Consider the following 26,049-nt stretch of genomic DNA (forward strand, 5'->3'; position numbering starts at 1 on the left):
GATGTTCTGCTGGTGCGAGCTAATCGTATCTATTCTAAATGAATTGGAGAACATCCGTACGGACCTTTGATGCTCGCCTATGAAGGCGATGTTGGTGACCATTTCTGCTCTGTTCGAAATTGAAGTTCCCAACATCTCGGTGAAAATCGTTCCACGCTCAGATTAGGGCGTGAAGCCGCCGTCAGCATGACCGGCATCAAGATTATTTGTGAGGTCAGGAGCCGAGGTGGCTGGCAACCGCCTGAGCGTGTCGCCTGCCCCCAATCCAAATACGAAATCAGCCGACAGCCGAGCTCTTCCTGCGCAACTCGTCCAGATGGTCGCTCCACCATTGATGCATTGCAACACGCTCCTCCCAATACCGGCCGCGATTGTAGATTCCGCGAATGGCATTGACATCTGCATGCGCAAGCGAACGTTCGATTGCATCAGCGCTCCAGTGGCCGCTCTCATTCAGAAGTGTCGATGCGGTTGTCCTCAGTCCGTGCGCGGTTATCTCATCTTTGCGATAACCCATTCGCCGAAATGCATTGTTGACGGTGTTTTCGCTCATTGTTTTTCGTGACGTATGTATGGCCGGAAACGCATAGCCGTCCGGCCCGGTCACTTCTTGCAGTTCACGCAGATAGGCGATCACTTGCCGAGATAGCGGAACTTGGTGAGGTTTCCGCATTTTCATGCGCTCAGCGGGGATGGTCCAAACACCAGCCTCGAAGTCGAACTCTGACCAGTCGGCTTTCCGCAGTTCGCCCGGCCGGGACATGACGTGGGGTGAGATCCGCATGGCAAAGCGCGTGATTGCGCTGCCGGAATAGCAGTCGATGTCGCGGAGCAGTTTTCCGATTTGCTGCGGGTCGAGCAGCGCAGCATGATGAGTAACCTTGGGCGCGATCAGCGCGCCGCGCAGGATGGTCGTGGGGTCATTTTCGCCGCGTCCTGTCGCCACGCCATAGCGGAAAACACGGCTGGCAAATTCGCGACAGCGCCGCGCCGTTTCCCGCTTCCCTTGCTTTTCCAGCGCTTTCAGAATCGCCAGAATTTCGAGTGGCTTGATTTCAGAAATTGGCCGATGTGCGATAGGTTTCAGCAGCGTCAGTTGCCAAACCATTTTGTCGGTCGTTACCTGCGCTCTCTCTTCGGCAATCATTTTTTCGATAAAGTCTTTTGCGACATCCTCGAACGAGTTGGCGGCTTTGAAGGAGGCGACGAGCTTGTGCAGCTTTCGCACCGCCAGTGGGTCTTCGCCTCCGGCGAGGACTTGGCGCGCTTCGTCGAGCTTCCGGCGCGCGCCTTCCAGGCCGACATCGGGATAACGGCCGAGCGCGAGGCGCTTCTGTTTGCCGAGAAAACGATATTTGAAGCGCCACAGCTTCGACCCATTGGGGTGGATCTCCAGAAAGAGACCTCGACCGTCACTGCACTGGTAGGACTTGGCGTCAGGTTCAAGTTGGCGAATTTGGGTTTCGGTAAGTGCCACGCGCGATTCTCCTCGAAAGGTCGAAGCGCGTAAGGGGACCGTCCAGGTGGGCCATCCGTGTGAGTCCTCTCAAGGAGGTTTTGGTGCCATTTCGTGGCCCCATTTCACTCAAGATGGCCTGAAACTGCCTGACACACTCCTAGACCGGGGAGGCTCAATAATGGCAGAATTCAGCCATTTTTTCGAGCGTTTGGGACGATCTGAGAGGGAAAGGTGGTGCCGCTTACGTGACTCGAACACGTGACCCCATCATTACGAATGATGTGCTCTACCAACTGAGCTAAAGCGGCATGCCTGATGTGAACCGGCGAGCCGGCCATGGGCAGGGGGCGCCTTTACCGAGCGCGCGAAGATCGCGCAAGGGGCTTTGCACCCACTCGCGATGAACTTTTTTTGGATTTTGCGTCCGTCACAACCCGAAGCGCAGTTTGATGGCGCGATATCGCTCCAGCAGCAGGGCCGCACGTTCGTCCGGGGTGACCGTGGCGGTCGTTTTCGGCAAGTGTTTCTGCAGGTCGGCGGCCTTCACCCGATGCGTGCGGAAAGTCGCGGGTTGCTGGCTCATCAGGTTGCGGTAGGTGAGGTTGCCGTCGGAGAAGCCCTGCGTGTCCAGCCAGTTGTGGAGGCCGGGATCCTGGTGGGCGAGAATCAGGCGCACCACTCCGTCGTCGTCCACTTTCGTGCGGGCGGGGGTGTAGCTGACCGGGCGGTGGAGGAAGTCCATCGATCCCATCAGCGCGCCGCCCATGCCGAACAGCCAGAAGCCGGGATGCCAATCCATCTCGACGATCAGCGCCGCATCCGGTTCCAGGTGCCAGACCATGTGCGCGGCCATGCGCCCCCGCTTGGCGTCGCTGGCGTCGTTGGCGGCCTTGTCCGCCGGGAACATGTTGAGGCTGGCGGGATCGCAGACCCCGCGCGAGGTGAGCCAGGCGTGTTCGGGCCAGTCGCGCATCAGGCCGATGACGAAATTTCCGGCCCAGCCCATCGCTTCGGTCATTTGTGCGGGTGAGGGCAGCGGGCGCGGGGCGGCCATGCCGATCCGCTCGATCGAGAGCGTGGTGGGCGTTTCGCCGAAAGCGTCGAAGGCCTCCCGGATGAACAGCTTTCGCGATCCGGGTGTGGTGGGCAGCCAGTTCTTTTCCTGCGGAGCGCCGCCGATGATCACTTCGAAGTGGCCATCTGCATCGGCTTCGATCTGGTGGCCGAACAGGTTGGCCTCGGGAATGTCGCCGAAGGGCTCGTGCAGGCTTGGCCAGTCGGTGCCCGGGATCTTGTCCGGGCGCGGGCCTTGGACTGTTACGTTCAGCCAGCGCGCGGTGCCGCGGCGGCCGTTGAGGCGGTAGACGTGATCGCCGGAAATCCATGCCTGCCGGTAGGTGAAGTCGGCCAGATCGCCGCCGAGTTTCATGGTCGGCGTGGTGAACCGGTGGATCTGCGGGAAAGCCGGATCGCGGGTTTCGAGGGCAAGGTCGAAGGCTTGCCCCAGGTTTTGCGTCAGGAACCGGAAGGCGTCGGCGCGCTGGAGCGGGTTGGCCGGATTGGCGTCCTTGAAGGCGGCCATGCCGGCGTGCTTCAACTGTTCGCAGAACGTGTCCCACGCCGTTTTGAGTGCCGCGTCGTCGGTTCCATCGCCGAATGCCATCGTGTCAGGCTCCTAGCCGGGTGAGAATGTCGGAAAGGATGTGGACGGCGCGGGTGCAGGCTTGTTCGGCGCCCTCCGCCTCTATGCGCTGGCCGACCAGTTCGAGGTCGAACAAGCCGGTGTAGCCGAGGTCCAGCACATCGCGCAGGATCGCCTCCAGCGGCACGGCGCCGTCTCCGGGGACGGCGCGGCAGGGCGTGGTGCGGTCGCCGGGGACGTGGTCGCTGACTTGCACGAGGCCGGCGAGGGGGAGGGCCTCGGCCAGCTTTTCGCGCAAGTCCGCCTCCACCCAGCAGGCGTGGAGATCGACGCAGAGGCCGGTGCCCGCAAGCCGTGCGAGGCGCAGCGTATCGGGCAGCGTATGCGCGATGTGGATGTCCACCGTCAGCGGTGAGGCGTTCTCGACCAGCAGGGCGACGTCGCGTGCGGCGGCATGGTCACGGCAAGGCGCGAGCAGTTCGGCGAAGCGCGTCGCCGCCTGTTCCCACGACAGTCCGCCGCGCCCGCCTGTGATGAGGTAGATCGATGGCGCGCCAAGCTCTGCGGCCATGTCGATCACCCGGATCAGATCGCGCGCGGCGATCCCGCTGTCGCGTTCGAGGTCGGGGTGGAGCGCGAAGGGATGGTTGATGCACCCCACGGCGATCCGGCCATGCTGCACTGCCTCACGTGCAGCATCTCGTTCGTTGGCCTGCAACAGACGCGGCGAAACCAGCGTGGCATGCTGTACCCCGATATCGCAGCAAAATTGGAGGAATGGGCCGGTCTCCCGGTCCACCATCGCCACTTGATGAAGGCTGACGCGCGGGTGCATCAGCGTTGTTCGATCTCTACGCCGAAGCGTTCCCGGAACGGCGCGAACTCTGCGTTCAGCGCATCGATGTCGTAACCGGCATCGACAAGCACTTGCGTCGAGTAATGGAACTTGCCGTGGCGGTCGCCCTTGTTCTCGGCCAGATAGCGCCGCATCGCCGCTTCCGCTTCGGGCGTGAAGGGGCGGCCCGCGAACTTGTAGTAATCGCGGATCACGCCGATCGGATCGGCCACGAAGTCGCGGTAGCGGACGTGGTGGATGCGCGGATCGTTTGCCAGCGGATGGGCCATCGTGTTGCCGATCGACCAGCGCACACGCTCCAGATGGGCGCGGGCTTCCTTCACCAGATTGATCTTGCCGACGATCCCGTCCATGATGTCTGCCATCATCATCGTCGAACTGGCGGCGACCATCACCGGATCGCGGTGGAGCCAGACCAGCGAGGCATCGGGATAGGCATCGAAGAACGCGTCGAGCCGGGTGGTGTGGAAGCCCTTCAGCACCCAGTGCCGGGTGGGCCGCCGGTATTGCAGCGCTTGCAGCATGGCCTTGTGAATGCGGTACTGTGCGGGCGGATCGGTGGGCAGGCCGAAGGAGAGGTTCTGCATCGGCACGCGCCACCACGCCGTGGGGGTCATCACGCGAAAGTCGAAGGCCCAGGTGCGCTCGTCTTCGGGCAGGCCTTGGCCCAGCATGTCGTTGTAGGGGTGGCAGTGCAGCCAGCGCGGCATCTTCGCATTGATCTCGCGCCATTCGGCATCGGCGGTGGCGATACGGGGATCGACACCCTCCACCGTGCCCGGCGGCGGTGAGGGATGCATCACCTCCCAGAACCGCAGCGCTCGCGCTCCGGGATCGACGGCGAGCAGCGCATGCATCAACGTCGTGCCCGAGCGGGGCTCGCCGCTCACGAACATCGGGCGGTCGATCGCTTCATTGGCCAGTGGGAAGCGCTTGCGATCCTCGAAGAAGCGCAGGCGATCGGTGAGCAGCCAGAGCACATTCTCCGCCGCTGCCGCGCGGCCGGTTTCGTCCATGGCGATGCTGTTGATGTGCTCCACCGCGAGGGCGAAGCGTTCGGGGAAGTCTTCATCCGCCCAATCGGAAAGGCCGGTGATTTGCTGCGCTTCGAGAAGCAATTGCTGCGCGTTCAGGTCGGCCATGGTCAAGCCTCCACCAGACGGGCGATTTCGTCTTCGGTCTCGCGGACCTTGGCAGCGCTGGTGGCGGAGAACTTCATGCCGCCCATCGCACCATATTCCATCAGCTTGTAGACGCGCATCCCGGCGTCGGCGAAGCCCTTGATCTTGAGCGCGACTTCCTTCGGCGTGCCCACGGGCAGCACGTCGCGGATCGCCTGCGGGTCCATCTCGTCACAGAATTTCAGCATTTTCTCACGGCTGAGGCGTACAGGATCGAAGTCCATGATGCCGCGCCAGTCTGTGCCCATCGGATGCTCGTAACCGAACTGGGCAAGGTCCTTGGCGGTCATCATCAGGATGATCGATTTCACCATCGGCGCGCGCAGCATTTCGTCGATCTCATCAGGCTCGCCGATCAGGCACATCTGGGTGAGGGCGGGGGTGAAGTGGCTCATGTCGCGCCCGGCGGCATCGCCCGCATCCAGGATCACCTTCAGCTTCGCCGCATAGTCCTCCGGCGTCCACGACCCCGCCGGCCACCAGCCATCCGCCTCGCGTCCAGTGATGGAAAGCATGCGCGGGCCGGCCGCGCCCAGCCAGATCGGCGGAGCCTTGCCCTCGTAGAACTCGGTGTCCATCCGCGCGTGGTGGAGGTGGAAGAACTGCCCTTCGAAATCGACCGGGCCGTCCGCATGCCACAGCAGCTTGATGACCTTGATCGACTCTTCCAGTCGCCCCACCGGCTTTTCGAAATCGAACCCGTAAGGAACCGTGTTTTCCAGCTCGCCCGAACCGAGGCCGAGGATGAAGCGGCCTTTCGACAAGTGGCTGATCGTCAGCGCCGTCTGCGCCAGCAGCGAGGGATGGCGGCGTACGGTATCGACCACGGTGGTCGCCAACGGGGTGTTCCTGGTCAGCACCGCCGTCGCCGCCGCCACCGCCAGACCGTCGAGATGGCGGTGCGGACTGGGCGAGGCCTTGGCGAGATCGGTGAATTCCGGCGTCCAGATCGAATCGGGCCAGAAGCTGACCATGTGATCGGGCAGCCAGATCGAGTGATAGCGGCCCGAATCGTAGTCCTGCGCCATATCGATGCCGAGCGGCAGGGTAGTTCGCAGGAAGGCTGCGGGCTGCACTTTGGTTGCCTCGAGCATTGCGTCATCCTCTCAGGCGGCGTCCGCGCACCGCAGGGGTGATGGTTCGGCGCCGCTCGTTGTCTCTGGATGCGGTTGTGGGTTAGCCCTCGGATCAGGAAAATTCCCATTTGGGGATCACGGAAATGCTGCATGGAGAGGACGCGGCGCTCTTGGTGCCGCTGATCGAGGGACTGGTGGAAGACCCGCCCTGGCGGCGCTTCCTCGATGCGCTGCGCGCGCGGGTTGCGGCGGATTATGCCAGCCTCGTGTTCCGCCCCCTGCCGCTGGGCACGCCGGAGGCGCGGGTGATCCACCTCTATTCCGGCCAGCCCTCGCCCCCGCCGGTTTCGCAGCTCTATCGTGAGAGCCTCTACTTGCGCGATCCCATGCCCTACCATGCGATGCAGGAGGGGCGCAGCCATGCGCTGCACGAATTGCTGCGCTTCGGCGATCCGCGGCACGACGCCTATCTCGACCAGCTTCTAGCGCCCTCCGGCATGAACCACATGCGCATGATCCGCTTTGCCGAGCCGGGCGGGGTGAACGGTTGGATCACGATCACCCGGCGTGATGGCGAGTTTGCGGCGGATGTCGACGGCCTGCTCGAAGACCTGGCCCCCCATCTGCGCGCGGCGCTCGGCAGCTTCGTGGCGCTGGAGCGTGAGCGGATGGGCGCGGAGATCGAACGCGAGGCGGTGCGGCGGATGAACTTCGGCTGGGTGACGCTCGACGGGGAGGGCAGGGTGCTCGATGCCGATCCGCTGGGTACGCGGATGCTGGCAGGCTCGGCCGGGCTCATGCGGACCCGCGATGGCCGGCTGAGTGCCCATGACACGAAGCTGCGGCGGCAGCTTGCGGAAGCGATCGGCGAACTGGCGCGTGATCCCGATGCCCGGCCGCGTGCGCTGGTGCTGTGCCGGGAGCCGTGGCTGGACTTGCTGCTGGTCCCCTCCGGCCGGCGCATGGGGACGACGCGGGCGGCGCCGGCGGTGCTCTGTTATCTCCACGCCGATCACTGGTCCTCCGCCGACCGTTGCGGGCAGCTTGCGCAACTGTTCGACCTCACCGCAAGCGAGGCGCGGCTGGCGCTGGCTCTCAGTCGCGGGCTGTCGATTGCCGAGGCGGGGCCGGAAGTGGGGCTGACGGTGGAATCGGCGCGGACGTATTCCAAGCGGATCTACGCCAAGACCGGGGCGCGGGGGCAGGCTGATCTGGTGCGGTTCATTCATCGCAGTGTGCTGGCGATTGCGTGAGCGAGTTGGTTCACGCGGAGGCGCGGAGACGCGGAGAAGAACAAGATAGATAATCGCGCAAAGGCGCAAAGGCGCAAAGAGGTCGGTGCTTACGGCGAAGCCGCTTTCAAAATCACCTCACGCGCAACCGAAGCGAGGCAAGAACAGCCTGCGGCACCACCGACCTCTTTGCGCCTTCGCGCCTTCGCGCGATCCGATTCCCTTTTCTTCTCCGCGTCTCCGCGCCTCCGCGTGAAACCATCTGACCGGGCCCTGCCGGTTGGATACATTCCCGCCACCCCGCAGTAGCGATTTGAACATATGTTCAGCATTTTCCGTTGACTTCGTCTTCGCCACGCTCCAGCCAATGGATACGAAAGCGGCCGCAAGGTGCCGCACGGGTGGAGTGGAGAAGGCATGTCGGGCCAGCTTGCAGGAAAGGTCGCGCTCGTTACCGGCGCGTCGTCGGGGATCGGGGAGGCGGCGGCCTCGTGCCTTGCCGAGGCGGGGGCGACGGTCGTCGTCTGCGCACGCCGGGCGGAGCGGCTTTCGGGGCTCGTGGAGCAGATCGAGGCGGCCGGCGGCAAGGCGCTGGCAATTCCGGGCGATATGACCGTCGAGGACGATGCGCGCGGGGCCGTGGCGCAGACCGTCGCGGCGTTCGGGCGGATCGACATTCTGATCAACTCGGCCGGGATCATGGAAGCGGGCGGGATCGAGAACTGCGATACCGCAATCTATCGCCGGGTGATCGACATCAACCTGATGGGCACGGTCTATACCAGCGCCGCCGCCGTGCCGCACATGCTGGAGCAGGGCGGGGGCGATATCATCACCATCTCCTCGCTCGCCGGGCGCAAGGGCGGGCCGATGACCAGCGCCTATTCGGCCAGCAAGCACGCGGTCAACATGATGACCGACGGGATGCGGCAGGAACTGGGCGGCAAGAACATCCGCGTCACCACGCTGATGCCCGGCGCGACCGAGACCGAGGTGGCGGATTCGATTTCCGACCCGCAGTGGCGCACGGCGATCAAGGCCCATGTCAGCAAGGAAGGCGCAGTGAAACCGCGCGATATCGGTGAGGCCATCGTCTTCATCCTCGCCATGCCGCGCCGGACGAACATCTCCGAGATTTCGATCCGTCCGACCATCGACACGAGCGCTTGAGGAGAACGATCATGGGAAGGCTTCAGGATAAAGTCTGCATCGTCACCGGCGCGGGTTCGGGCATGGGACGGGCCATGGCCGAACTGTTCCATGCCGAGGGGGCCCGGCTGGTGCTGGCCGATATCTCGGGCAAGCAGGACGAAGTGGCGGCATCGCTCGGCGGCGATACGGTGGGCGTGCAGTGCGATGTCTCCGATGAGGCGGAAGTGCAGGCGATGATCCTCGCCGCCGAGGAGCGCTTCGGGCGCCTCGACGTGCTGTGCAACAATGCCGGGTTCGGCGGGCCGATGGCGCCGCTGCACACGCAATCGCTGGAAACATGGGATCGCGTTCATGCGACCAACTTGCGCGGCGCGTTTCTGGGCATGAAGTACGGCATTATCTCCATGCTGAAGACCGGCGGCGGGGCGATCGTGAACACGACTTCGGCTTCGGGCGTGATCGGCTGGAAGCACCATTCGGTCTACGGCGCGGCCAAGGCGGGCGTGAACCAACTGACCAAGGCGGCGGCGCTCGACTATTCGGACCAAGGCATCCGCGTGAATGCCATCGCGCCGGGCACGATGTGGACGGGGCTGGTCGAAGCCTCCCGCACCCATGCCGAGCCGCCGGCGGAGTTCCCGGTGCTGGCGGGCATTCCGATGGGGCGTTGGGGGCTGGCGAAGGACATCGCGCAGGCCGCGCTCTATCTGGCCAGCGACGAGGCGGCTTACGTTACCGGCGTAGTCCTGCCGGTGGATGGTGGCTATTCGATCGGCTTTTCGGGGATGGGGGCGGAGCGTCCCGGCATCGCCAGCGCCAATCCGGGCTGAGTCAGGTCCTGACATTGGGCGGCTATACGCGGCGCCGATCCGCTTCTCACCCGGCCTTTCGGCCAAATCCCCCCGGTGAGAAACCGCTCTGGGTGGTGACGAATTCCCCCCGGATCGTCACGCTTCCGCAGGTGCGGATCGGATCGGCGCCGCGTTCCGGCTGTGCCGGATGGCCGGACGATCAGCCGGGTGGCGCCGCGTCGCGCTCCCACAGAGCCCCGCGCGTCATCGCCGCCACCAAAACGCGAATGTCCCCGAACCCGGCCACGGTGGCCATCGGTGTCTGAGACGATATCCGGAACGGGCAGGTTCACTTTGACCGCTCCGGATGGCCCGTTATGGCACCGCGCGGCTCGAAAGAGCGTGATCTGGCTCACGCTCTTTCGCAGATGCGGCAAACGGTGCGAAAACTGGCGGTCAGCCGCGCGTTTCGACAGTTACGCCGCCGGTCATGATATGCTCTGCAGGGCCGGTCAGCATATCCATCGGGAAGACTTTCGGCACCGCGCTGGCGGCATCGAGCCGGGCGAGATGTTCGTCCGAAAGCGTCACCTCCAGCGCGCCCAGGTTGTCCTCCAGCTGCGCCGGGGTGCGCGCGCCCAGTACTGGGGAATCGACATCGGGATGGGCGAGCAGCCAGGCCAGCGCCACCTGCGCAGGCGTGCAGCCGATATCCTTCGCCACCTCGGCCGTGACTTGCGCGATGGCGAGGTTCTGTTCGCTCAGCCGCCCGGTGGCGACGTTGATCGCCTTGCGCGAACCCATCATTTCGCCGGCGGGGGCGGAGACATCGGCACTGCTGTACTTGCCGGTCAGCACCCCGCCGCCCAGCGGAGACCACGGGCAGACGCCCAGCCCCATCTCGCGCGCCATCGGGATCAGTTCGCGCTCCACCGTGCGCTCGATCAGGTTGTGCTGGATCTGCAGCGCGCAGAACTGCGTCCATCCGCGCAGTTCGGCAATCGCCTGCATCCGGCTCGCCTGCCATGCCGGCGTATCGGAAAGCCCGATGTAGAGCACCTTGCCGCTACGGACGAGATCGTCGAACGCGCGCAGGATCTCATCCACCGGCGTGCGGAAATCCCACATATGCAGGTAGAGCAGGTCGATCCAGTCGGTATTCATGCGCTTCAGCGAGGCTTCGACCGAGCGGACCATGTTGCGCCGCGAATTGCCCGCCGCATTGGGATCGCCGGGGCTGGTGGTGATCGAATACTTGGTGGAGATCACCAGCTTCTCGCGCCGGTCGCCCACGATCTGGCCGAGTAGTCGTTCCGAACCGCCCATCTGGCCGTAGAAGTCCGCCGTATCGACGAAGTTGCCGCCGCGATCGGCATAGATGTCCAGCATCCGCGCGGCTTCCTCGTCAGTGGAACCCCAGCCACTGGGGCCGACGCCGAAAGTCATCGTGCCGAGGCACAGCGGCGAGATACGCAGGCCCGAGCGGCCGAGCAGGCGATAGTGATCGAGTTGAGTGGGCAAGAGAACTCTCCTTCGGTGCACAGTCTGCCGGGTGGCGCGCGGCTGGGCCAGATGGCCGGGCCCTGCCTGCCCGCTTGGGCAAGCGGGATTGCCTGCGCGACTGAAGGCACCTAGCAAGCAAGGATGAACGCTCCCGAGAAAATCGCGCCGAAGATTGCCCAGAAGATCGCAGAGGTCGATCCCTTTCATGCGATGGCGATCGGCCGCCTAGCCTATGAATTGCAGGCCGAGGGGCGCGACGTGATTCACATGGAATATGGCCAGCCTTCCACCGGCGCGCCGGCCGCGGCCATTGCGGCGGCGCACAAGGTGCTGGACAGCGATCCGGGCGGATATTGGGAAAGCACCGAGCTGTTGGACCGCATCGCACGCCACTATGCAGAGACTTATTGCGTTTCGGTGGGCCGAGAACAGGTGATCCTGACCTGCGGCGCATCGCCTGCTTTCGTGCTGGCGCTGACCAGCCTCTTTGCGCCGGGGGCGCGGGTGGCCTTGGCACGGCCGGGCTATGTCGCCTACCGCAATACGCTGAAGACGCTCTATCTGGAGCCGGTGGAGATGCCCTGCGGCCCGGCCGAGCGCTATCAGGTGACGGCCGCCGCGCTCGATGCGCTCGATCCGGTGCCTGATGGCCTGATTCTCGCGAGCCCGGCCAACCCGACCGGCACGGTGATCGCGCCGGAGGAACTGGCCGCTATTGCCGAAGTCTGTCGCCGCAAGGGCATCCGCGTGGTGTCGGACGAGATCTATCACGGGCTGACGTATGGCGAGGCGGCGCAGTCCACCCTGCAGCATCTGCCCGAGGCGGTGATCGTCAACAGCTTCTCGAAATACTATTCGATGGCGGGCTGGCGGCTCGGCTGGCTGGTGGTGCCGCCCGAAGTGGTGGTCCCGGCGCGGTCGCGGATGAGTAATCTGTTCCTCACGCCTTCGGTACTGGCGCAGCACGCCGGGCTGATCGCGATGGATGCGACCGAAGAACTCGAAGGCCATCTGCATACCTACGCGCGCAATCGCGAATTACTGCTGGCGGCGCTGCCACGCCTCGGCCTCAGCGAGATCGCGCCGCCCGACGGGGCGTTCTATATCTATGCGGATATCGGCCATCTGACCAATGACAGTCTGGCCTTCTGCCGGCAGCTTCTGCGCGATACCGGCGTCGCCACCGCGCCGGGGATCGACTTCGACCCGGTCGACGGCCACCGCCATTTCCGCATGAGCTTCGCGGTTTCCACGCCGCTGATCGAACAGGCGATCGAACGCATGGCCGCTTGGTTCGCCGCGCGCTGATCGCGACAAAAGCCGGCGCAAGGCTTCGGCCTTGTGCTGGTTTACCGTCGATGTGGTGAGAAGTCGAACTGGAGCGGGCGAAGGGATTCGAACCACAAGCGAAGCGGCTTGCCGCGTAGCGCTCAAATGAAGAGAGGGTTCGTTTTGCTGTGCTGTCGAACTGGAGCGGGCGAAGGGATTCGAACCCTCGACCCCAACCTTGGCAAGGTTGTGCTCTACCCCTGAGCTACGCCCGCTCTGGCGTTCGAGACCTTCCGGAAAACCGGAAAACCCGATTATGAACTGGAGCGGGCGAAGGGATTCGAACCCTCGACCCCAACCTTGGCAAGGTTGTGCTCTACCCCTGAGCTACGCCCGCTCTGACGTTCGAGACCCGCTGGATTAACCGGCAGGTCCGGGGTGGAGGCGGCCCACTAGCAGTGCTTTTTGGGGTCGGCAAGAGCTAAATTGAAAGAATCGTACGAAGACCTGCAACAGGCCCATAAACCCTTCACAAATCGGTCGCGAAGGCCGATCTAGTGCCCTCTAGCGCATTTACGCACGCATTCACGGGAGCAAGAATCTTGGCCAGCATGGGTCTCAACCTCGACGAACAGAAGGCGGTGGACCGCTTCCGTCAGTCCGTTGCCGAACCGTCGATGACGAAGCTGGTGATCCTGGATTTCTGGGCGGAATGGTGCGGGCCGTGCAAGGCGCTGACGCCGGTGCTGGAAAAGGTCGCCGCCGAATATGCCAACAAGGGCGTGGTGCTCGCCAAGCTCAATGTCGATGAGGAACAGTTCATCGCCGGGCAGTTCCAGGTCCGCTCCATCCCCACGGTCTATGCGATCTTCCAGGGTCAGCCGGTGGCCGATCTGACCAATGCACGCACCGAATCGCAGCTGAAGCAGATGCTGGATCAGCTTCTGGCGCAGCTTCCGGTGCAGGCCGGCGGCGAACCGCAACAGGACATCGCCCCGCTGATCGCCATGGGCGAAGAAGCGCTGGCCGATGGCGACGGTGAACGCGCGGCATCGATCTTCATGCAGATCCTCGACATCGCGCCGGAAAATCCCGAAGTGATCGCCGGCTTCGTGCGCGGGCTGGTCGCGGCCGGGCGAATCGAGGAAGCCGAGCAGGTGCTGTCCAGCCTTGAGCCGGAACTTGCCGCCGATGCGCATCTGGATCGGGCACGCTCGGCACTGGCGCTGGCCAAGGATAAGCCGGAAGACAGCGAACTCGCCGCCCTGCGCGCCGCCGCGGCCGAACGTCCCGCTGACATGGACGCCCAGCTTGCCTTCGCCAATGCCGCCTTCGCGGCCGGTGAGCGCGACGATGCCGCCGCCACGCTGCTGCGCATGGTCGCCGCCGACCGCGAGTGGAACGAAGGCGCCGCACGGGCCAAGCTGCTGCAGATCTTCGAGGCGGTCGGCCTGGAAGATCCCTGGGTCTCCGCCACGCGCCGCAAGCTCTCCACCGTGCTGTTCGGCTGATCGGAGCGGCGCCCGTGCGGATCACTATCTTCCCTCTGCCGGGCGCCGTCCTCTATCCGGGTTTGCAACTGCCGCTCCACATCTTCGAACCCCGCTACCGCGCGATGATCAGCGATGCCCTGGCGCGGGACCGGCGCATCGGCATGATCCAGCCACAACGCCCGGCCGAAGGCGCGCCGCTCTACGCCGTGGGCTGCCTTGGCCGCATCGGCGATGTCGAGGCGCTGGACGATGGGCGGTTCAACATCCTGCTCGAAGGCGAATCGCGCTTTCGCGTGGTGCGCGAACTTGATGTCTCCACGCCGTTTCGGCAGATCGAAGCCGAACTGCTGCCTGACGACGGTGACGAAGTGCTGGCTGCCATCGAACGCGCCAGCTTCGAGCGCGAGGCACGGCGTTTTGCCGATGCGCAAGGCTATGCGGTGGACTGGGATCAGGTCGCGCGGCTGGATGACCAGTCGCTGATCAACGGCGTCTCGCAAATCGCGCCGTTCGATGCGGCGGCGAAGCAGGCGCTGCTGGAGGTTTCCGGTCTGCGCGAGCGGTGTGAGCTTTTGGTGCAGTTGATGCAGTTCTTCGGGCGTCGGTCGGATGATGACGATGAGGATGGGGTGACGTTGCAGTAGCCCGCCGCTCGTCATATGTAGCTGAGAGACCTGCCCAAAGAACTCCGTCGCCCCGCTTCCTTCGCGCCACGGCTGAAGAACAAGCGGGATCCCCGCCTTCGCGGGGATGACGAGGTTTTGTGAGGGAACTGCGCGCTTATTCCAAAGCGCTCAACACGCGACGACGTTGATCGCCAGCCCGCCCTGACTGGTTTCCTTGTACTTGCTCGACATATCGAGCCCGGTCTGCCGCATCGTCTCGATCACCTGATCGAGCGACACGCGCGGCGTCTCCCCGGCGTGGAGGGCCAGCTTCGCCGCGTTCACGGCTTTCACTGCGGCGATGGCGTTGCGTTCGATGCAGGGGATCTGCACCAGCCCGCCCACCGGATCGCAGGTAAGGCCAAGGTTGTGCTCCATGCCGATCTCCGCTGCTGCACAAACCTGCACCGGAGTGCCACCCCAGACCGCGGCGAGGCCGGCCGCCGCCATCGAGCAGGCCACGCCGACTTCGCCCTGACAGCCCATCTCCGCGCCGGAGATCGAGGCGCGCTGCTTGTAAAGCAGGCCGATTCCGGCGGCGGTGAGCAGATAGCGGCGCGCCTTGGAGGGGATCGCCACGTTGCCGTCGCTGCAATACTGGCGCAGCAGCGAGGGGACGATGCCCGCCGCGCCATTGGTGGGCGCAGTGACGACGCGGCCGCCGCTGGCGTTTTCCTCGTTCACCGCCATGGCGTAGAGGTTGAGCCAGTCCATCAGCGTTTCCGCCTGATTGTCCTGAGGGCGGGCGATCAGCTTCTGGTGAATGGCACGGGCGCGGCGGCGGACCTTGAGCGCGCCGGGCAAGTGGCCTTCACGCGAAAGCCCCTCGTCGATGCAGCGATTCATGGCATCGGCAATGATATCGAGCCCCGCGCAGGTCTCTTCCTCGGGCCGGCGCGCCGCTTCGTTGGCCATCATGACTTCGGCGATGTCCAGCCCGCTCGCTTCGCAGACCGCCAGCAGTTCGGCGCCCGAAGTGAAGGGGAAGCGCACCGGAGGACCGTTGACCACCTGATCGTCCGGAGCAGGCTGTTCCAGCTGGTGGCGGCTGGAATAGAAGCCGCCGCCGGTCGAGAAATACTCGCCGCGCGCCAGTTCCTCGCCCGCAGTGTCCCATGCCGTCAGCACCATGCCGTTGGGGTGGAGGTCGGGGATGTGGTCGAAATCGAGGATCAGGTCGCTCTTGCAGTCGAAGGCGATTTCGTGACGGCCCAGCAGCATGATCCGGCCGCTGGCATGCACTGCGGCAGCGGCGGCATGGGCTTCGGCCGGCTCGGCGGTTTCGGGTTCGAAGCCGATCAGGCCCATCAGGCAGGCGTCGGGCGTGCCGTGGCCTTCGCCGGTCAGCGCCAGCGATCCTTGCAGGTCCACGCGGACGCGGGCGATCGCTTCAAGTTGTCCACTGGCTTCGATGCCCTGCAGGAAGCGCATGGCGATGCGCATCGGGCCGACGGTGTGCGAACTGGACGGGCCAAGGCCGATACGGAACAAGTCGAGCGCGGAAATCACGGCTGAAACTCACGAAGGTCATGGAAGGTCATGGCAGGGAAAGTCACGGGGGCACGCTCTCGCGATATTTTTTGAAGTGGCGTGGATAAGCCAGATAGGCCGCGATGCAATGGCGGATGCAGGGGGCCAGTGCTCTAAATCCCGGCGTACCACGCGTAGCGGCCGTTATCCTCCCAGTAGCCGCCCTTGCCGCCGTAGATTCCGTCCAGCGCGGCGACCGCTTCGATGCGCGTGACGAACTTGGCGTGCTTGTAGCCGAGCTGCCGCTCCACGCGCAGCCGCAGCGGGGCGCCGTGCTGCTCTTCCAGCGGACGACCGTTCATGGCCCAGGCCAGGATCGTCTGCGGGTGGAAGGCATCCACAAGGTCGATCGATTCGTAATAGGGCCGCCCGCCGTAGAGATCGGCGCAGTGGAACACGAGGTAGCGCGCCTCCGGCCGCAGCCGCGCGAGATCGAGCAGGGTGGCGAGGCGCGGCCCGGTCCATTTGCCGATGGCGCTCCAGCCCTCGACGCAATCATGGCGGGTGATCTGGGTGCGCTGGGGAAACTGCTTCAGCGCGGTGAGCGGCAGCGTGAGCGGACGCTCTACCATGCCGTCCAGCCGCATCGCCCATTGGGAAAAGCCCTGCGCGAAGTGGGCGCGGTAGATGGGATCGGCGACGGCAAGACTGCCATTGGCGCGGAAGGTGGGCGACATCTGCGATTCGGCGAACTCGCGGGCGAGCGCATCGCCGGCCAGCCCGCGCTGTGTCACGCGGTGGAGATCTTCCGCCTGTCCCAGAAAATCGAGCACTTTAGGATCGCGCGTCAGCCGGTCGCAGCCGGAGAGCAGCAGCCCGCCAGCGCCCACCGCTCCGGCCTGAATCAGCCGCCGCCGCGAGAGGATCAGCTTGCTCACGATTCCCGCTCCTTTGGCAGGCGATACCAGCCCGTCACCATCGAGCGCAGTTCGTTGAACGGCCCCGCCAGCACGACCATGGCGATGTGGACGATAAAGAAGCCGACCAGCGCAAAGGCACAAAGGAAGTGGATCGAGCGCGCCGTCTGCCGTCCGCCGAACACTTCCGTCACCAATGGCAGCCACGCATCGGTTCCGGGCGAGAGGGCAAGGCCGGTCAGGATCATCAGCGGCAGCAGGCCGAACATCACCCCGGCATAGGCGATCTTCTGAAGCGTGTTGTAGCGCCGCGCGGCCGCGCCGGTGGGCAGACGCAGCCGGGCGTGGTCCTTCACTTCCTGCCACACATGCCGCAGCCGCCACTCGCGCCGGGTGATATGAATGTCGCGCTGGATATGCCGGTTGACGAGCGACCAGATCAGATAGGCCGCCAGCCCCAGCGAGAGCACCCAGGCGAAAGCCAGATGCCATGTCCGCGCATCGGCCAGGCTGTAGGCGGAGGGAATCGTCGCCCAACAAGGAAAGGCGCGGCGATGCGGGGTGCCGTCGGGGTCTTTCCAATAGCCGAGCAGCCCGGTTGTCTCGACGCGGTGGCCGGCCACTTGCAGATAGCCATATTCATAAGTGCCGATCCGCGCGGAGCCGATCTTCAGCCACGGCGCATCGAAATTCGCGCCGTATTCGCCCCAGTAGAGCCGGGCATGGGCGTTGAAGATCATCAGCCCGCTCATCAGCATGATCAGCAGCGTGACCGCGTTCGTCCAGTGCCAGAGCCGCGTCGAGAGCCGGTGGCGCTTCACCAGATCGCCGCCATGCGGTCGAGCGTCTGGGGCTGGCGGCGATTCGGCGGGCGGGGCGATGTCGCTCATGATCCCAGTTCGCCTCGCGCCTGCTGCCGGTTACAGGCTGATTCTACGCTCCAAAGAGATGAAGCGCCACCTGCCGGCGATGTGGCATGCAGCGATGCTCGGCCAGATAGATGCCCTGCCACGTTCCCAGCGCCATCCGCCCGTCGATCACCGGAATCGACAGGTTCACGCCGGTCAGCGTGGCCTTGAGGTGCGCCGGCATGTCGTCCGGCCCCTCGTCGTCATGATCGTAATGCCTGCCTTCCGGCGCGATGCGGTCCAGCCAGGCTACCAGATCGCTGCGTACCTCGCGCGCGGCATTCTCCTGAATCAGCAGCGAGGCGGAGGTATGGCGGCAGAGCAGCGTCAGCAATCCTTCGCCGATGCCGCTCTCCCGCTGCCATGCGGCAATCGCCCGCGTGATATCGGTAAGGCCTTGGCCGGGGGTGTCGAAAGTAAGGATCCCGGTCGCCTGTTTCATCGCCTGTCTCATCATCAAGCCATCCTGATCGCAGGACTTCTCCCGATCAAGCACCCGCTCGTGGGACAAATATGTCTCATTTCGGCAACAGGAGGTGAGTGGAAAGACCGAAAATTTCTTGCTTGACGTATTGGGAAGGTGATGGAACACAGCAAAGTTTGAGGGCTTCCATGTAACTTTACAGGGGCAGCGTCGGGACCATGGAAATCGCGGATTCCTGCGGCCTTAGCCCCTATCGCTCAGCGGCCCCGGTGCCCCGATCTGGCACTTTTTGTCCCACCTTGCTCGCGCAGGCGATTGATCTACCCATATCTGCCGCGTATTGCCGCGCACGGCGACGGGCCGGCAGACCGGCACGGTGTCTGTCGTCCGCAAGGATCGTTCGGTCGCAGGATATGCCGGAAATCGGCGCATTCACACGGCTTCCGGACGGCCGCGAGATGAGCCCGGACAATCACCGGGCCGCTCGGGTCTCACGCAAGGGTTGGTCATGAGTTGGCTTAGCAAAGTACGCAATTCCCTCGGGAACCTGAAGAAGCGGGATACGCCCGACAACCTGTGGACCAAGTGTCCCGGTTGCGGCGAGATGCTCTTCACCAAGGAGTTCGAGGACAACCTCTCGGTCTGTCCGCGCTGCCAGTATCATGGCCGCATCGGCGCGCAGCAGCGCTTCGACCAGCTTCTCGACGCCGGTTACGGTGTCCTCTCGGCACCGCGCGTGCCGGAAAATCCGCTCAATTTCCGCGATTCCAAGAAGTATTCGGATCGCCTCAAGGCCGCTCGCGCCGCCAATCCCTTCCCCGATGCGCTGACCAATGCGCTGGGCACGATCGAGGGCCGCAAGGTCGTCCTCGGCGTGCAGGACTTCGCGTTCATGGGCGGGTCGATGGGCATGGCCGTGGGCGAGGCTTTCGTCGAAGCCGCAGAGCGCGCCATTGCCGAGAATTGCGGCTACGTCATTTTCACCGCCGCGGGCGGCGCACGCATGCAGGAGGGTATCCTCTCGCTCATGCAGATGCCCAAGGCGACTGTCGCGATCCGCCGCCTTGCGCGGGCGGGTCTGCCCTACATCGTCGTCCTGACCGATCCCACCACCGGCGGCGTCACCGCCAGCTATGCGATGCTGGGCGATATCCACATTGCAGAGCCGGGCGCCCTTATCGGCTTCGCCGGCCAGCGCGTGATCCAGGACACGATCCGCGAGAAACTCCCCGACGGCTTCCAGCGCGCCGAATACCTCCATGCCCACGGCATGGTGGACATGGTGGTCCACCGCAAGGACCTCAAAGGCACGCTGGCATCGCTGCTCGGTTATCTTGAACGAAAGGAAGTTGCGTGAACATCGACAGCGCGCTGGTACGCGAGCTCGCCGAGCTCCTGGCTGAAACCGGTCTGACCGAGATCGAGGTCGAGGACGGCGAACGCAAGATCAAGGTGACGCGCCAGGTTGCGCAGCAGCTCGTCGCTGCCGCCGCCCCGGCATTCCCCTACCCGGCGCCCGCCGCGGCCCCGGCTGCTGCTGCTGCTCCGGCTGCCGAAGCTGCTGCCCCGGCCGCTCCGGTCGATGCGGTGAAGTCGCCGATGGTCGGCACCGCCTACCTCGCGCCCGAGCCCACCGCGCCGAACTTCATCAGCGTCGGCCAGCAGGTGAAGGCCGGCGACGTGCTGCTGATCGTCGAAGCCATGAAGGTGATGAACCAGATCGTCGCGCCCAAGGGCGGCACGATCCAGGCCATCCTCATCGACAACCAGCAGCCGGTCGAATTCGACCAGCCGCTCGTCGTGATCGCCTGAGGACCATAATCTGATGGCCATCAAGCGCCTCCTGATTGCCAACCGCGGCGAGATCGCGCTGCGCATCCACCGCGCCGCGCGCGAGATGGGCATCGAAACCGTCGCGGTCCACTCGACCGCTGACGCCGACGCCATGCACGTGCGCCTTGCCGACCATGCGGTCTGCATCGGCCCGCCGGCAGCGAAGGATTCGTATCTCAATGTCGCGGCGATCATCGCCGCGGCCGAGATCACCCATGCCGACGCGATCCACCCCGGCTACGGCTTCCTTTCGGAGAACGCCCAGTTCGCCGAAATCGTCGAGGCGCATGGCCTGATCTGGGTCGGCCCCAAGCCTGAGCACATCCGCACGATGGGCGACAAGGTGGAAGCCAAGCGCACCGCCGGCGCGCTGGGCCTGCCGCTGGTTCCGGGTTCGGACGGCGCGATCGAGGATTTCGCGGTTGCGCGCGATCTGGCCGAGACGATCGGCTATCCGGTCATCATCAAGGCCGCTTCGGGCGGCGGTGGCCGCGGCATGAAGGTCGTGAACTCGGCCGAGGAACTCGAAAGCCAGATGGGCCAGGCCCGTTCGGAGGCGAAGGCCGCCTTCGGCGATGCCACCGTCTACATGGAAAAGTACCTCGGCAACCCGCGCCATATCGAATTCCAGATCTTCGGCGACGGCAAGGGCGAGGCGGTTCACCTGGGTGAGCGCGACTGCTCGCTGCAGCGCCGCCACCAGAAGGTGCTGGAAGAAGCGCCTTCGCCGGTCATCACCCCCGAAGAGCGTGACCGCATGGGCGGCATCGTTGCCAAGGCGATGGCCGACATGGCCTATCGCGGTGCCGGCACCATCGAGTTCCTGTGGGAAAACGGTGAGTTCTACTTCATCGAGATGAACACCCGCCTGCAGGTGGAGCATCCGGTGACCGAAGCCATCACCGGCGTCGACCTCGTGCGCGAACAGATCCGCGTGGCCGAAGGCAACCCGCTTTCGTTCCGCCAGGAAGAGATCGAGTTCAAGGGCCACGCCATCGAGTGCCGCATCAATGCGGAAGACCCGTGGAACTTCACGCCTTCGCCGGGTCAGGTCACGGCCTACCACGCGGCGGGCGGCATGAACGTGCGCGTCGATTCGGGGCTCTATGCGGGTTACCGCATCCCGCCCTACTACGATTCGATGATCGGCAAGCTCATCGTCTCGGGCCGTACCCGCAAGGGCGCGATCATGCGCCTGAAGCGTGCGCTGGATGAAATGGTGATCGACGGCGTCAAGACCTCGATCCCGCTGCATCAGGCGCTGCTGGACGATCCCGAGTTCCAGAGCGGCGACTATACCATCAAGTGGCTGGAAGAGTGGCTGGCGAAGCGCGCCTCCTGAGGCGTGCGGCAACAGACCTGAACGGATAGAGCATGATCTCGTTTCTTGAATTCGAAAAGCCGATCGCGGAACTGGAAGCGCGCATTGCCGAACTGCGCGCCACCGCCAGCGGCAGCGATCTCGACATCGCTTCCGAGATCGGCCGTCTGGAAAAGAAGAGCGCGGCGCTGCTGAGCGGCACCTATGCCAAGCTCTCGCCCTGGCAGAAGACGCAAGTGGCGCGCCATCCGCAGCGCCCCCACTTCGTGGACTACCTCGCGCTGGGCTTTACCGAGTTCGTGCCGCTGGGCGGTGACCGTCTCTATGGTGAAGATCAGGCGATCATCGGCGGTCTGGCCAAGCTCAATGGCCGCAAGGTCATGCTGATCGGCCACGAGAAGGGTTCCGACACCACCTCGCGCATCCGCCACAACTTCGGCATGGCCAAGCCCGAAGGCTATCGCAAGGCGATCCGCCTGATGGAAATGGCCGGCAAGTTCGGCCTGCCGGTGGTCACGCTGGTCGATACCGCCGGTGCCTTCCCCGGCGTCGAGGCCGAGGAGCGCGGTCAGGCGGAAGCGATTGCCCGTTCGATCGAGGCCTGCCTTGGCGTGCCAGTGCCGATGGTTTCGGCCATCGTCGGCGAGGGCGGCTCGGGCGGCGCAGTGGCGCTGGCTGCGGCCGACCGCGTGCTGATGCTCGAACACTCGATCTATTCGGTGATCTCGCCCGAGGGCGCCTCGTCGATCCTCTGGCGCACGCCGGACAAGGCCCCCGACGCGGCCGAGGCGATGAAGGTGACGGCGCAGGACCTGCTCTCGCTGGGCGTGATCGAACGCGTGGTGCCCGAGCCGACCGGCGGCGCGCACCGCGATGCCGGCAAGACCGCGCAGGCCCTGCTGGGCGCGATCGAGCAGGAACTGGACACGCTCCGCGTGCTGCCGACCAGCGAACTGCTGGCCCGCCGCGAGGAACGCTTCCTGAAGATCGGTAGGGCCTGAGTTCTGGGCCTGAGTTCAGGCTTCGATCCGAGATTTCGCACGGCGCGGGAAGGGCAGGGCTCTTCCCGCGCCGTTTGCGTTTGGGCCCGTGGGGCGGTTGGATTTGCCCCTTACCCATCCAACAATACCTCGTCGCCCCCGCGAAGGCGGGGGCCCCGCTTTTCTTGAATTCACGCAGAGGCGCGGAGACGCAGAGATGGTGGTGCAGCACCAACCCCTCTGCGTCTCCGCGCCTCTGCGTGCTTAAGAAGAAAAAGCGGGGTCCCCGCCTTCGCGGGGACGACGGGAATTTTTGCGCGGGGGTGGGGCGTCGGCGGTCCGGCGTGGCGATCTGTGTGTGCCGCGCGATCAGCCGAAACGTCCGGCAATCCGCAACCGATTATATAAAAACATTTGGCTTTTTGCCTCGGTACGTGTTTGGTGTCCGCGAAAGCCCGAAGCCGGGCGGTGACATTGAAAGGGACGAGGATGAGCAACGGGGCGAAACTGCGTGCGCGCACGGCATGGATGGGTGCTTGCGCTCTGGCGGTCATCGCGACATCGCAGGCGGCGACGGCCCAGGTGGCCGGACCTTTCGACCTTGCCGTGATCCCCGCCAGCCCCGTCTGGTCGCGCGACGTTGCCGTTCCGGCGGGCGACTGGACGCTCTCTTTCTGGGCCTCGCTCGATGGCAATGACGGCGGCACCTTGGCGACGCTCGCCGGCAAGGACAGCGATACGGCGCTTGTCTCGGTCGCAGTTACCGGCGGCAAGCCGGTGCTTAGCGCCAATGGCCAGACCGCCAGCGGCACGGCCCTGCGCGGCGGCCAGTGGCACCACTTCGCGCTCGTCAACAGTGCCAAGGGCCTGACGCTTTCGGTGGACGGCAAGCCCGCCGCGACGCTCGCGCAGCCGCTGTCTGTGCAGCCCGCCCGCCTGCTGGTCGGTTCCGCGCCCGCCCCCGCCGCCCGTCTCGCGGGCCTGCGCCTCGATGCCGGCGTTATCAAGGCCACCGGCGCGCAGCCCAATCCGGCGCTGATCCAGTTTGCCGAAACCAGCCCGCGCTGGCCCTTGCAGGTGCGCCAGATGCAGGGTCAGGTCACGCCGCAGCCCGTATCGACGCTGCCGCGCGGTGCCGCGCCGGACAAGCCGGTCGCCAAGCCTGTGCCGCAAGTCACCCCGCTCGCTGAAGCAGGTGCCGGCAAGTGGACGCTGCAGAAGTGGACGCTCGCCGCCGCGCCGGACGTGAACGGCGATGCCGCTGCGATTTCGCGCCCCGGTTTCGGCGATGCCAAGTGGTACGCCGCCACCGTCCCCGGCACCGTGCTGACCACGCTCGTCGATCGCGGCGTCTATCCCGACCCGGCGCATGGCCTCAACAACCTCGTGATCCCTGAGAAGCTGGCGCATCAGGACTACTGGTACCGTACCGAGTTCGATCTGCCCGCAGGGGCTAGCGGCCGCCACCTCGAACTGCTGCTCAACGGCGTCAACTTCGCGTCGCAAGTATGGGTCAACGGCACCGAGGTTGGCACGACCAAGGGCGCCTTCGTGCGCGGCAAGTTCGATGTCTCGCCGCTGTTGAAGCCGGGCCGCAACGCGATTGCCGTGCGCGTCTCGCCGCCGCCGCGCCCCGGCGTCGCCCATGAGGAATCGCTGACCTCCGGCGTGGGCGAGAACGGCGGCATGATGATGCTCGACGGGCCGACCTTCGGCGCCTCGGAAGGCTGGGACTGGATCCCGACCATCCGCGACCGCCAGACCGGGCTCTGGCAGGACGTGCAATTGCTCGCCAGCGGTGATGCGAAGATCGGCGATCCGCAAGTCGTCACCACGCTGCCCAAGGCGGACAACAGCGTGGCCGATATCGAGATCACCGTGCCGGTCACCAACTTGTCCGACCGTGCCGTGACCACCACCGTGCGCGCCGCGTTCGACGATGTGGCGGTGGAGCGCAGCGTGACCGTGCCCGCAGGCCAGTCGGTGGCCGTGCGCTTCTCGCCCGAGACCGACGGCGCGCTCGCCGTGAACAATCCGAAGCTGTGGTGGCCGAACGGCTACGGCGCCCCGGCGCTGCACATGCTGCACCTGACCACCGCCGTCGACGGCCAGCCGTCCGACAGCAAGGACGTGCGCTTCGGCATGCGTCAGGTGACCTATGAAATGTCGCTGGTGGACGGCGAGGGCAAGCTCGACCGTGTCACCATCGATTTCGAGAAGGCCCGCAAGCTCGGCCAGCATATCGTCGATGAGCGCCACGATGCGATCCGGCAGGTGCCGGGCGGTTGGGCCTATTCCTTCGAAGCCGGAGCGGAAAAGTCGCCCGCCGTCACCCCGATTGCCGGGGATGAGGGGCTCTCGCCCTTCCTCGTCCTGCGCGTCAACGGCGTGCGCATCGCCGCGCGCGGCGGCTCGGTCGGCATGGACGACTTCATGAAGCGCGTCGATCGCGCGCATCTGGAGCCCTATTTCAAGCTGCACCAGGACGCCCACGTCAACGTGATCCGCAACTGGGTGGGCCAGAACACGCAGGCCAGCTTCTTCGATCTGGCCGACGAATATGGCCTGATGGTCATGAGCGATTTCTGGGAATCGACGCAGGACTACAATATCGAGGCGCAGGACCCGACGCTGTTCCTGGACAATGCGAAGGACGTGGTTTCGCGCTTCCGCAACCATCCCTCCATCGTCCTGTGGTTCGGCCGCAACGAAGGCGTGCCGCAGCCGATCCTGAACGAAGGACTGGACGATCTGCTGCGCAAGGAGGACGGCACGCGCCTCTACATGCCCTCTTCCAACCGCATCAACCTGCACGATTCCGGGCCCTACAACTGGCGTGAGCCGGAGAAGTACTTCACCGAATATTCGAAGGGCTTTGCGGTCGAGGTGGGCACCCCCTCGTTCCCGACGCTGGAATCGTGGGAACGCGCGATCCCGGCCAGCGAGCGCTGGCCGATCAGCGACACCTGGGCCTATCACGACTGGCACCAGACCGGGAACGGCGCGGTGAAGAGCTTCACCGATGCCATGGACCGCGAATTCGGCAAGCCCACCAGCCTGCCCGATTTCGAGCGCAAGGCGCAGATGCTGGAATACGAAAGCTACCGCGCGATCTTCGAGGGCATGAACGCAGGGCTCTGGACCACGAACTCCGGCCGCATGCTGTGGATGACTCAGCCGGCATGGCCCAGCTCCGCCTGGCAGGTGTTCTCGTCCGACTACGACACCCACGGCGCGTTCTACGGCATGAAGAAGGCGTCGGAGCCGGTGCACGTGCAGATGAACCTGCCCGATCACAAGGTGATCCTGGTCAACAACCGCATGGCGGCGCTGCCGGGCGTGACGGTGCGGGCGACGGTGCAGGCGCTGGACGGGCGCACGCTCGCCACCCGCGATGCGAAGGTGGACGCGGTGGCCGGCAAGGTGGCCGATGCCTTCACGCTGGACCTTGCGCCGCTGATGGCCTCTGGCCCGGTGCTCGTGCGTCTGGAAGCGCTGGATGCGTCCGGCACGCGCCTTTCGGACAACTTCTACTGGCAGGCCGCCAGCGACGAGGCACTGCAGGCGCTGAGCACGATGGCGCAAGTGCCGCTGACGGGCGCGGCCAAGGTCAGCACCGATGGCAGCGATACGAAGATCGTCGTCACCCTGACCAACCCCGGCAAGACCGCCGCGATCCAGACCAAGCTCACGCTGTTCGATGCCAAGGGCAAGCAAGTGCTTCCCGCCTACTTCTCGGACAACTATGTCTCGCTGCTGCCGGGTGAAACCCGCGAGGTGACGGTGACTGCGCCGAGCGCGCTCGCGGGTGGTTCACCCTCGGTCAAGCTGCGCGGCTGGAACGTCGCGGCCCAGACCATTGCCGTGGGGAATTGAT

21 protein-coding genes and 3 tRNA genes are annotated in these 26,049 nt (G+C 65.0%); 11 read left to right on the forward strand and 13 right to left on the reverse strand.

The window, feature by feature from the left end:
* Positions 1-277 precede the first annotated feature (277 nt).
* From ACZ1JC_RS12715 to ACZ1JC_RS12740, 6 genes are all read right to left on the reverse strand, one after another.
* Positions 278-1,477, reverse strand: coding sequence for a tyrosine-type recombinase/integrase (locus ACZ1JC_RS12715; protein WP_465136513.1), 1,200 nt, complete (start codon positions 1,475-1,477; stop codon positions 278-280).
* A gap of 214 nt (positions 1,478-1,691) precedes the next feature.
* Positions 1,692-1,767 (reverse strand) — tRNA-Thr (locus ACZ1JC_RS12720).
* A 119-nt stretch (positions 1,768-1,886) separates the two neighbouring features.
* On the reverse strand, positions 1,887-3,122 hold the full coding sequence (locus ACZ1JC_RS12725; RefSeq protein WP_465136512.1) for a DUF1214 domain-containing protein: 1,236 nt from the start codon (positions 3,120-3,122) through the stop codon (positions 1,887-1,889).
* Between the two features lie 4 nt (positions 3,123-3,126).
* The gene (locus ACZ1JC_RS12730) at positions 3,127-3,936 is read right to left on the reverse strand and encodes a sugar phosphate isomerase/epimerase family protein (RefSeq protein ID WP_465136511.1); all 810 of its coding nucleotides are present in this window, start codon (positions 3,934-3,936) and stop codon (positions 3,127-3,129) included.
* A complete protein-coding gene (locus ACZ1JC_RS12735) occupies positions 3,936-5,099 on the reverse strand; it encodes a sulfotransferase family protein (protein WP_465136510.1) in 1,164 nt (387 codons plus the stop codon). The genes ACZ1JC_RS12730 and ACZ1JC_RS12735 overlap by 1 nt, the downstream gene beginning before the upstream one ends.
* Positions 5,100-5,101: 2 nt before the next feature.
* Positions 5,102-6,232, reverse strand: coding sequence for an LLM class flavin-dependent oxidoreductase (locus tag ACZ1JC_RS12740; protein WP_465136509.1), 1,131 nt, complete (start codon positions 6,230-6,232; stop codon positions 5,102-5,104).
* A gap of 125 nt (positions 6,233-6,357) precedes the next feature.
* Between ACZ1JC_RS12740 and ACZ1JC_RS12745 the strand changes: the two genes are divergently transcribed.
* From ACZ1JC_RS12745 to ACZ1JC_RS12755, 3 genes are all read left to right on the forward strand, one after another.
* Positions 6,358-7,467 carry a helix-turn-helix transcriptional regulator gene (locus ACZ1JC_RS12745; protein WP_465136508.1) on the forward strand — a complete coding sequence of 370 codons (1,110 nt, stop codon included), beginning with the start codon at positions 6,358-6,360 and terminating at the stop codon, positions 7,465-7,467.
* A 396-nt stretch (positions 7,468-7,863) separates the two neighbouring features.
* Positions 7,864-8,616, forward strand: a complete 753-nt coding sequence (locus ACZ1JC_RS12750) for an SDR family oxidoreductase (protein ID WP_465136507.1) — start codon at positions 7,864-7,866, stop codon at positions 8,614-8,616.
* 11 nt (positions 8,617-8,627) lie between these two features.
* Positions 8,628-9,428: an SDR family NAD(P)-dependent oxidoreductase gene (locus tag ACZ1JC_RS12755; protein ID WP_465136506.1), complete on the forward strand. Its 801-nt coding sequence runs from the start codon at positions 8,628-8,630 to the stop codon at positions 9,426-9,428.
* Between the two features lie 417 nt (positions 9,429-9,845).
* Here the strand turns inward: ACZ1JC_RS12755 and ACZ1JC_RS12760 are convergent, their stop codons facing one another.
* Positions 9,846-10,910, reverse strand: a complete 1,065-nt coding sequence (locus ACZ1JC_RS12760) for an aldo/keto reductase (protein ID WP_465136505.1) — start codon at positions 10,908-10,910, stop codon at positions 9,846-9,848.
* Positions 10,911-11,033: 123 nt separating this feature from the next.
* Between ACZ1JC_RS12760 and ACZ1JC_RS12765 the strand changes: the two genes are divergently transcribed.
* The gene (locus ACZ1JC_RS12765) at positions 11,034-12,200 is read left to right on the forward strand and encodes an aminotransferase class I/II-fold pyridoxal phosphate-dependent enzyme (RefSeq protein ID WP_465136504.1); all 1,167 of its coding nucleotides are present in this window, start codon (positions 11,034-11,036) and stop codon (positions 12,198-12,200) included.
* 161 nt (positions 12,201-12,361) lie between these two features.
* Here ACZ1JC_RS12765 and ACZ1JC_RS12770 read toward each other — a convergent pair.
* Together ACZ1JC_RS12770 and ACZ1JC_RS12775 are read right to left on the reverse strand one after the other, a co-directional pair.
* Positions 12,362-12,436, reverse strand: a tRNA-Gly gene (locus tag ACZ1JC_RS12770).
* Positions 12,437-12,483: 47 nt separating this feature from the next.
* A tRNA-Gly gene (locus ACZ1JC_RS12775) sits at positions 12,484-12,558 on the reverse strand.
* A gap of 214 nt (positions 12,559-12,772) precedes the next feature.
* Between ACZ1JC_RS12775 and ACZ1JC_RS12780 the strand changes: the two genes are divergently transcribed.
* A complete protein-coding gene (locus ACZ1JC_RS12780) occupies positions 12,773-13,672 on the forward strand; it encodes a tetratricopeptide repeat protein (RefSeq protein ID WP_465138609.1) in 900 nt (299 codons plus the stop codon).
* Between the two features lie 14 nt (positions 13,673-13,686).
* Positions 13,687-14,298, forward strand: coding sequence for an LON peptidase substrate-binding domain-containing protein (locus tag ACZ1JC_RS12785; protein ID WP_465136503.1), 612 nt, complete (start codon positions 13,687-13,689; stop codon positions 14,296-14,298).
* 150 nt (positions 14,299-14,448) lie between these two features.
* Here ACZ1JC_RS12785 and ACZ1JC_RS12790 read toward each other — a convergent pair whose 3' ends face one another.
* The 4 genes from ACZ1JC_RS12790 to ACZ1JC_RS12805 form a co-directional block, all read right to left on the reverse strand.
* The gene (locus ACZ1JC_RS12790; protein ID WP_465136502.1) at positions 14,449-15,828 is read right to left on the reverse strand and encodes an L-serine ammonia-lyase; all 1,380 of its coding nucleotides are present in this window, start codon (positions 15,826-15,828) and stop codon (positions 14,449-14,451) included.
* Positions 15,829-15,962: 134 nt separating this feature from the next.
* Positions 15,963-16,730, reverse strand: coding sequence for a molybdopterin-dependent oxidoreductase (locus ACZ1JC_RS12795; protein ID WP_465138608.1), 768 nt, complete (start codon positions 16,728-16,730; stop codon positions 15,963-15,965).
* Entirely contained in the window at positions 16,724-17,596 is an 873-nt protein-coding gene (locus tag ACZ1JC_RS12800) for a cytochrome b/b6 domain-containing protein (protein ID WP_465136501.1), read from the reverse strand. The genes ACZ1JC_RS12795 and ACZ1JC_RS12800 overlap by 7 nt, the downstream gene beginning before the upstream one ends.
* A gap of 43 nt (positions 17,597-17,639) precedes the next feature.
* Positions 17,640-18,056 carry a secondary thiamine-phosphate synthase enzyme YjbQ gene (locus tag ACZ1JC_RS12805; protein WP_465136500.1) on the reverse strand — a complete coding sequence of 139 codons (417 nt, stop codon included), beginning with the start codon at positions 18,054-18,056 and terminating at the stop codon, positions 17,640-17,642.
* Positions 18,057-18,546: 490 nt separating this feature from the next.
* On the opposite strand from ACZ1JC_RS12805, the gene accD reads away from it, so the two are divergent.
* The 5 genes from accD (at position 18,547) to ACZ1JC_RS12830 (ending at position 26,048) form a co-directional block, all read left to right on the forward strand.
* Positions 18,547-19,395, forward strand: coding sequence for an acetyl-CoA carboxylase, carboxyltransferase subunit beta (gene accD / locus ACZ1JC_RS12810; RefSeq protein ID WP_395329164.1), 849 nt, complete (start codon positions 18,547-18,549; stop codon positions 19,393-19,395).
* Positions 19,392-19,850: an acetyl-CoA carboxylase biotin carboxyl carrier protein gene (accB, locus tag ACZ1JC_RS12815; protein WP_465136499.1), complete on the forward strand. Its 459-nt coding sequence runs from the start codon at positions 19,392-19,394 to the stop codon at positions 19,848-19,850. The genes accD and accB overlap by 4 nt, the downstream gene beginning before the upstream one ends.
* Before the next feature lie 13 nt (positions 19,851-19,863).
* On the forward strand, positions 19,864-21,213 hold the full coding sequence (accC, locus tag ACZ1JC_RS12820; RefSeq protein ID WP_465136498.1) for an acetyl-CoA carboxylase biotin carboxylase subunit: 1,350 nt from the start codon (positions 19,864-19,866) through the stop codon (positions 21,211-21,213).
* A gap of 32 nt (positions 21,214-21,245) precedes the next feature.
* On the forward strand, positions 21,246-22,193 hold the full coding sequence (locus tag ACZ1JC_RS12825; RefSeq protein ID WP_465136497.1) for an acetyl-CoA carboxylase carboxyltransferase subunit alpha: 948 nt from the start codon (positions 21,246-21,248) through the stop codon (positions 22,191-22,193).
* A 468-nt stretch (positions 22,194-22,661) separates the two neighbouring features.
* Positions 22,662-26,048 carry a glycosyl hydrolase 2 galactose-binding domain-containing protein gene (locus ACZ1JC_RS12830; protein ID WP_465136496.1) on the forward strand — a complete coding sequence of 1,129 codons (3,387 nt, stop codon included), beginning with the start codon at positions 22,662-22,664 and terminating at the stop codon, positions 26,046-26,048.
* Position 26,049: the final 1 nt, after the last annotated feature.

The sequence above is a fragment of the Sphingomonas sp. BL-S-28 genome (assembly GCF_055521515.1).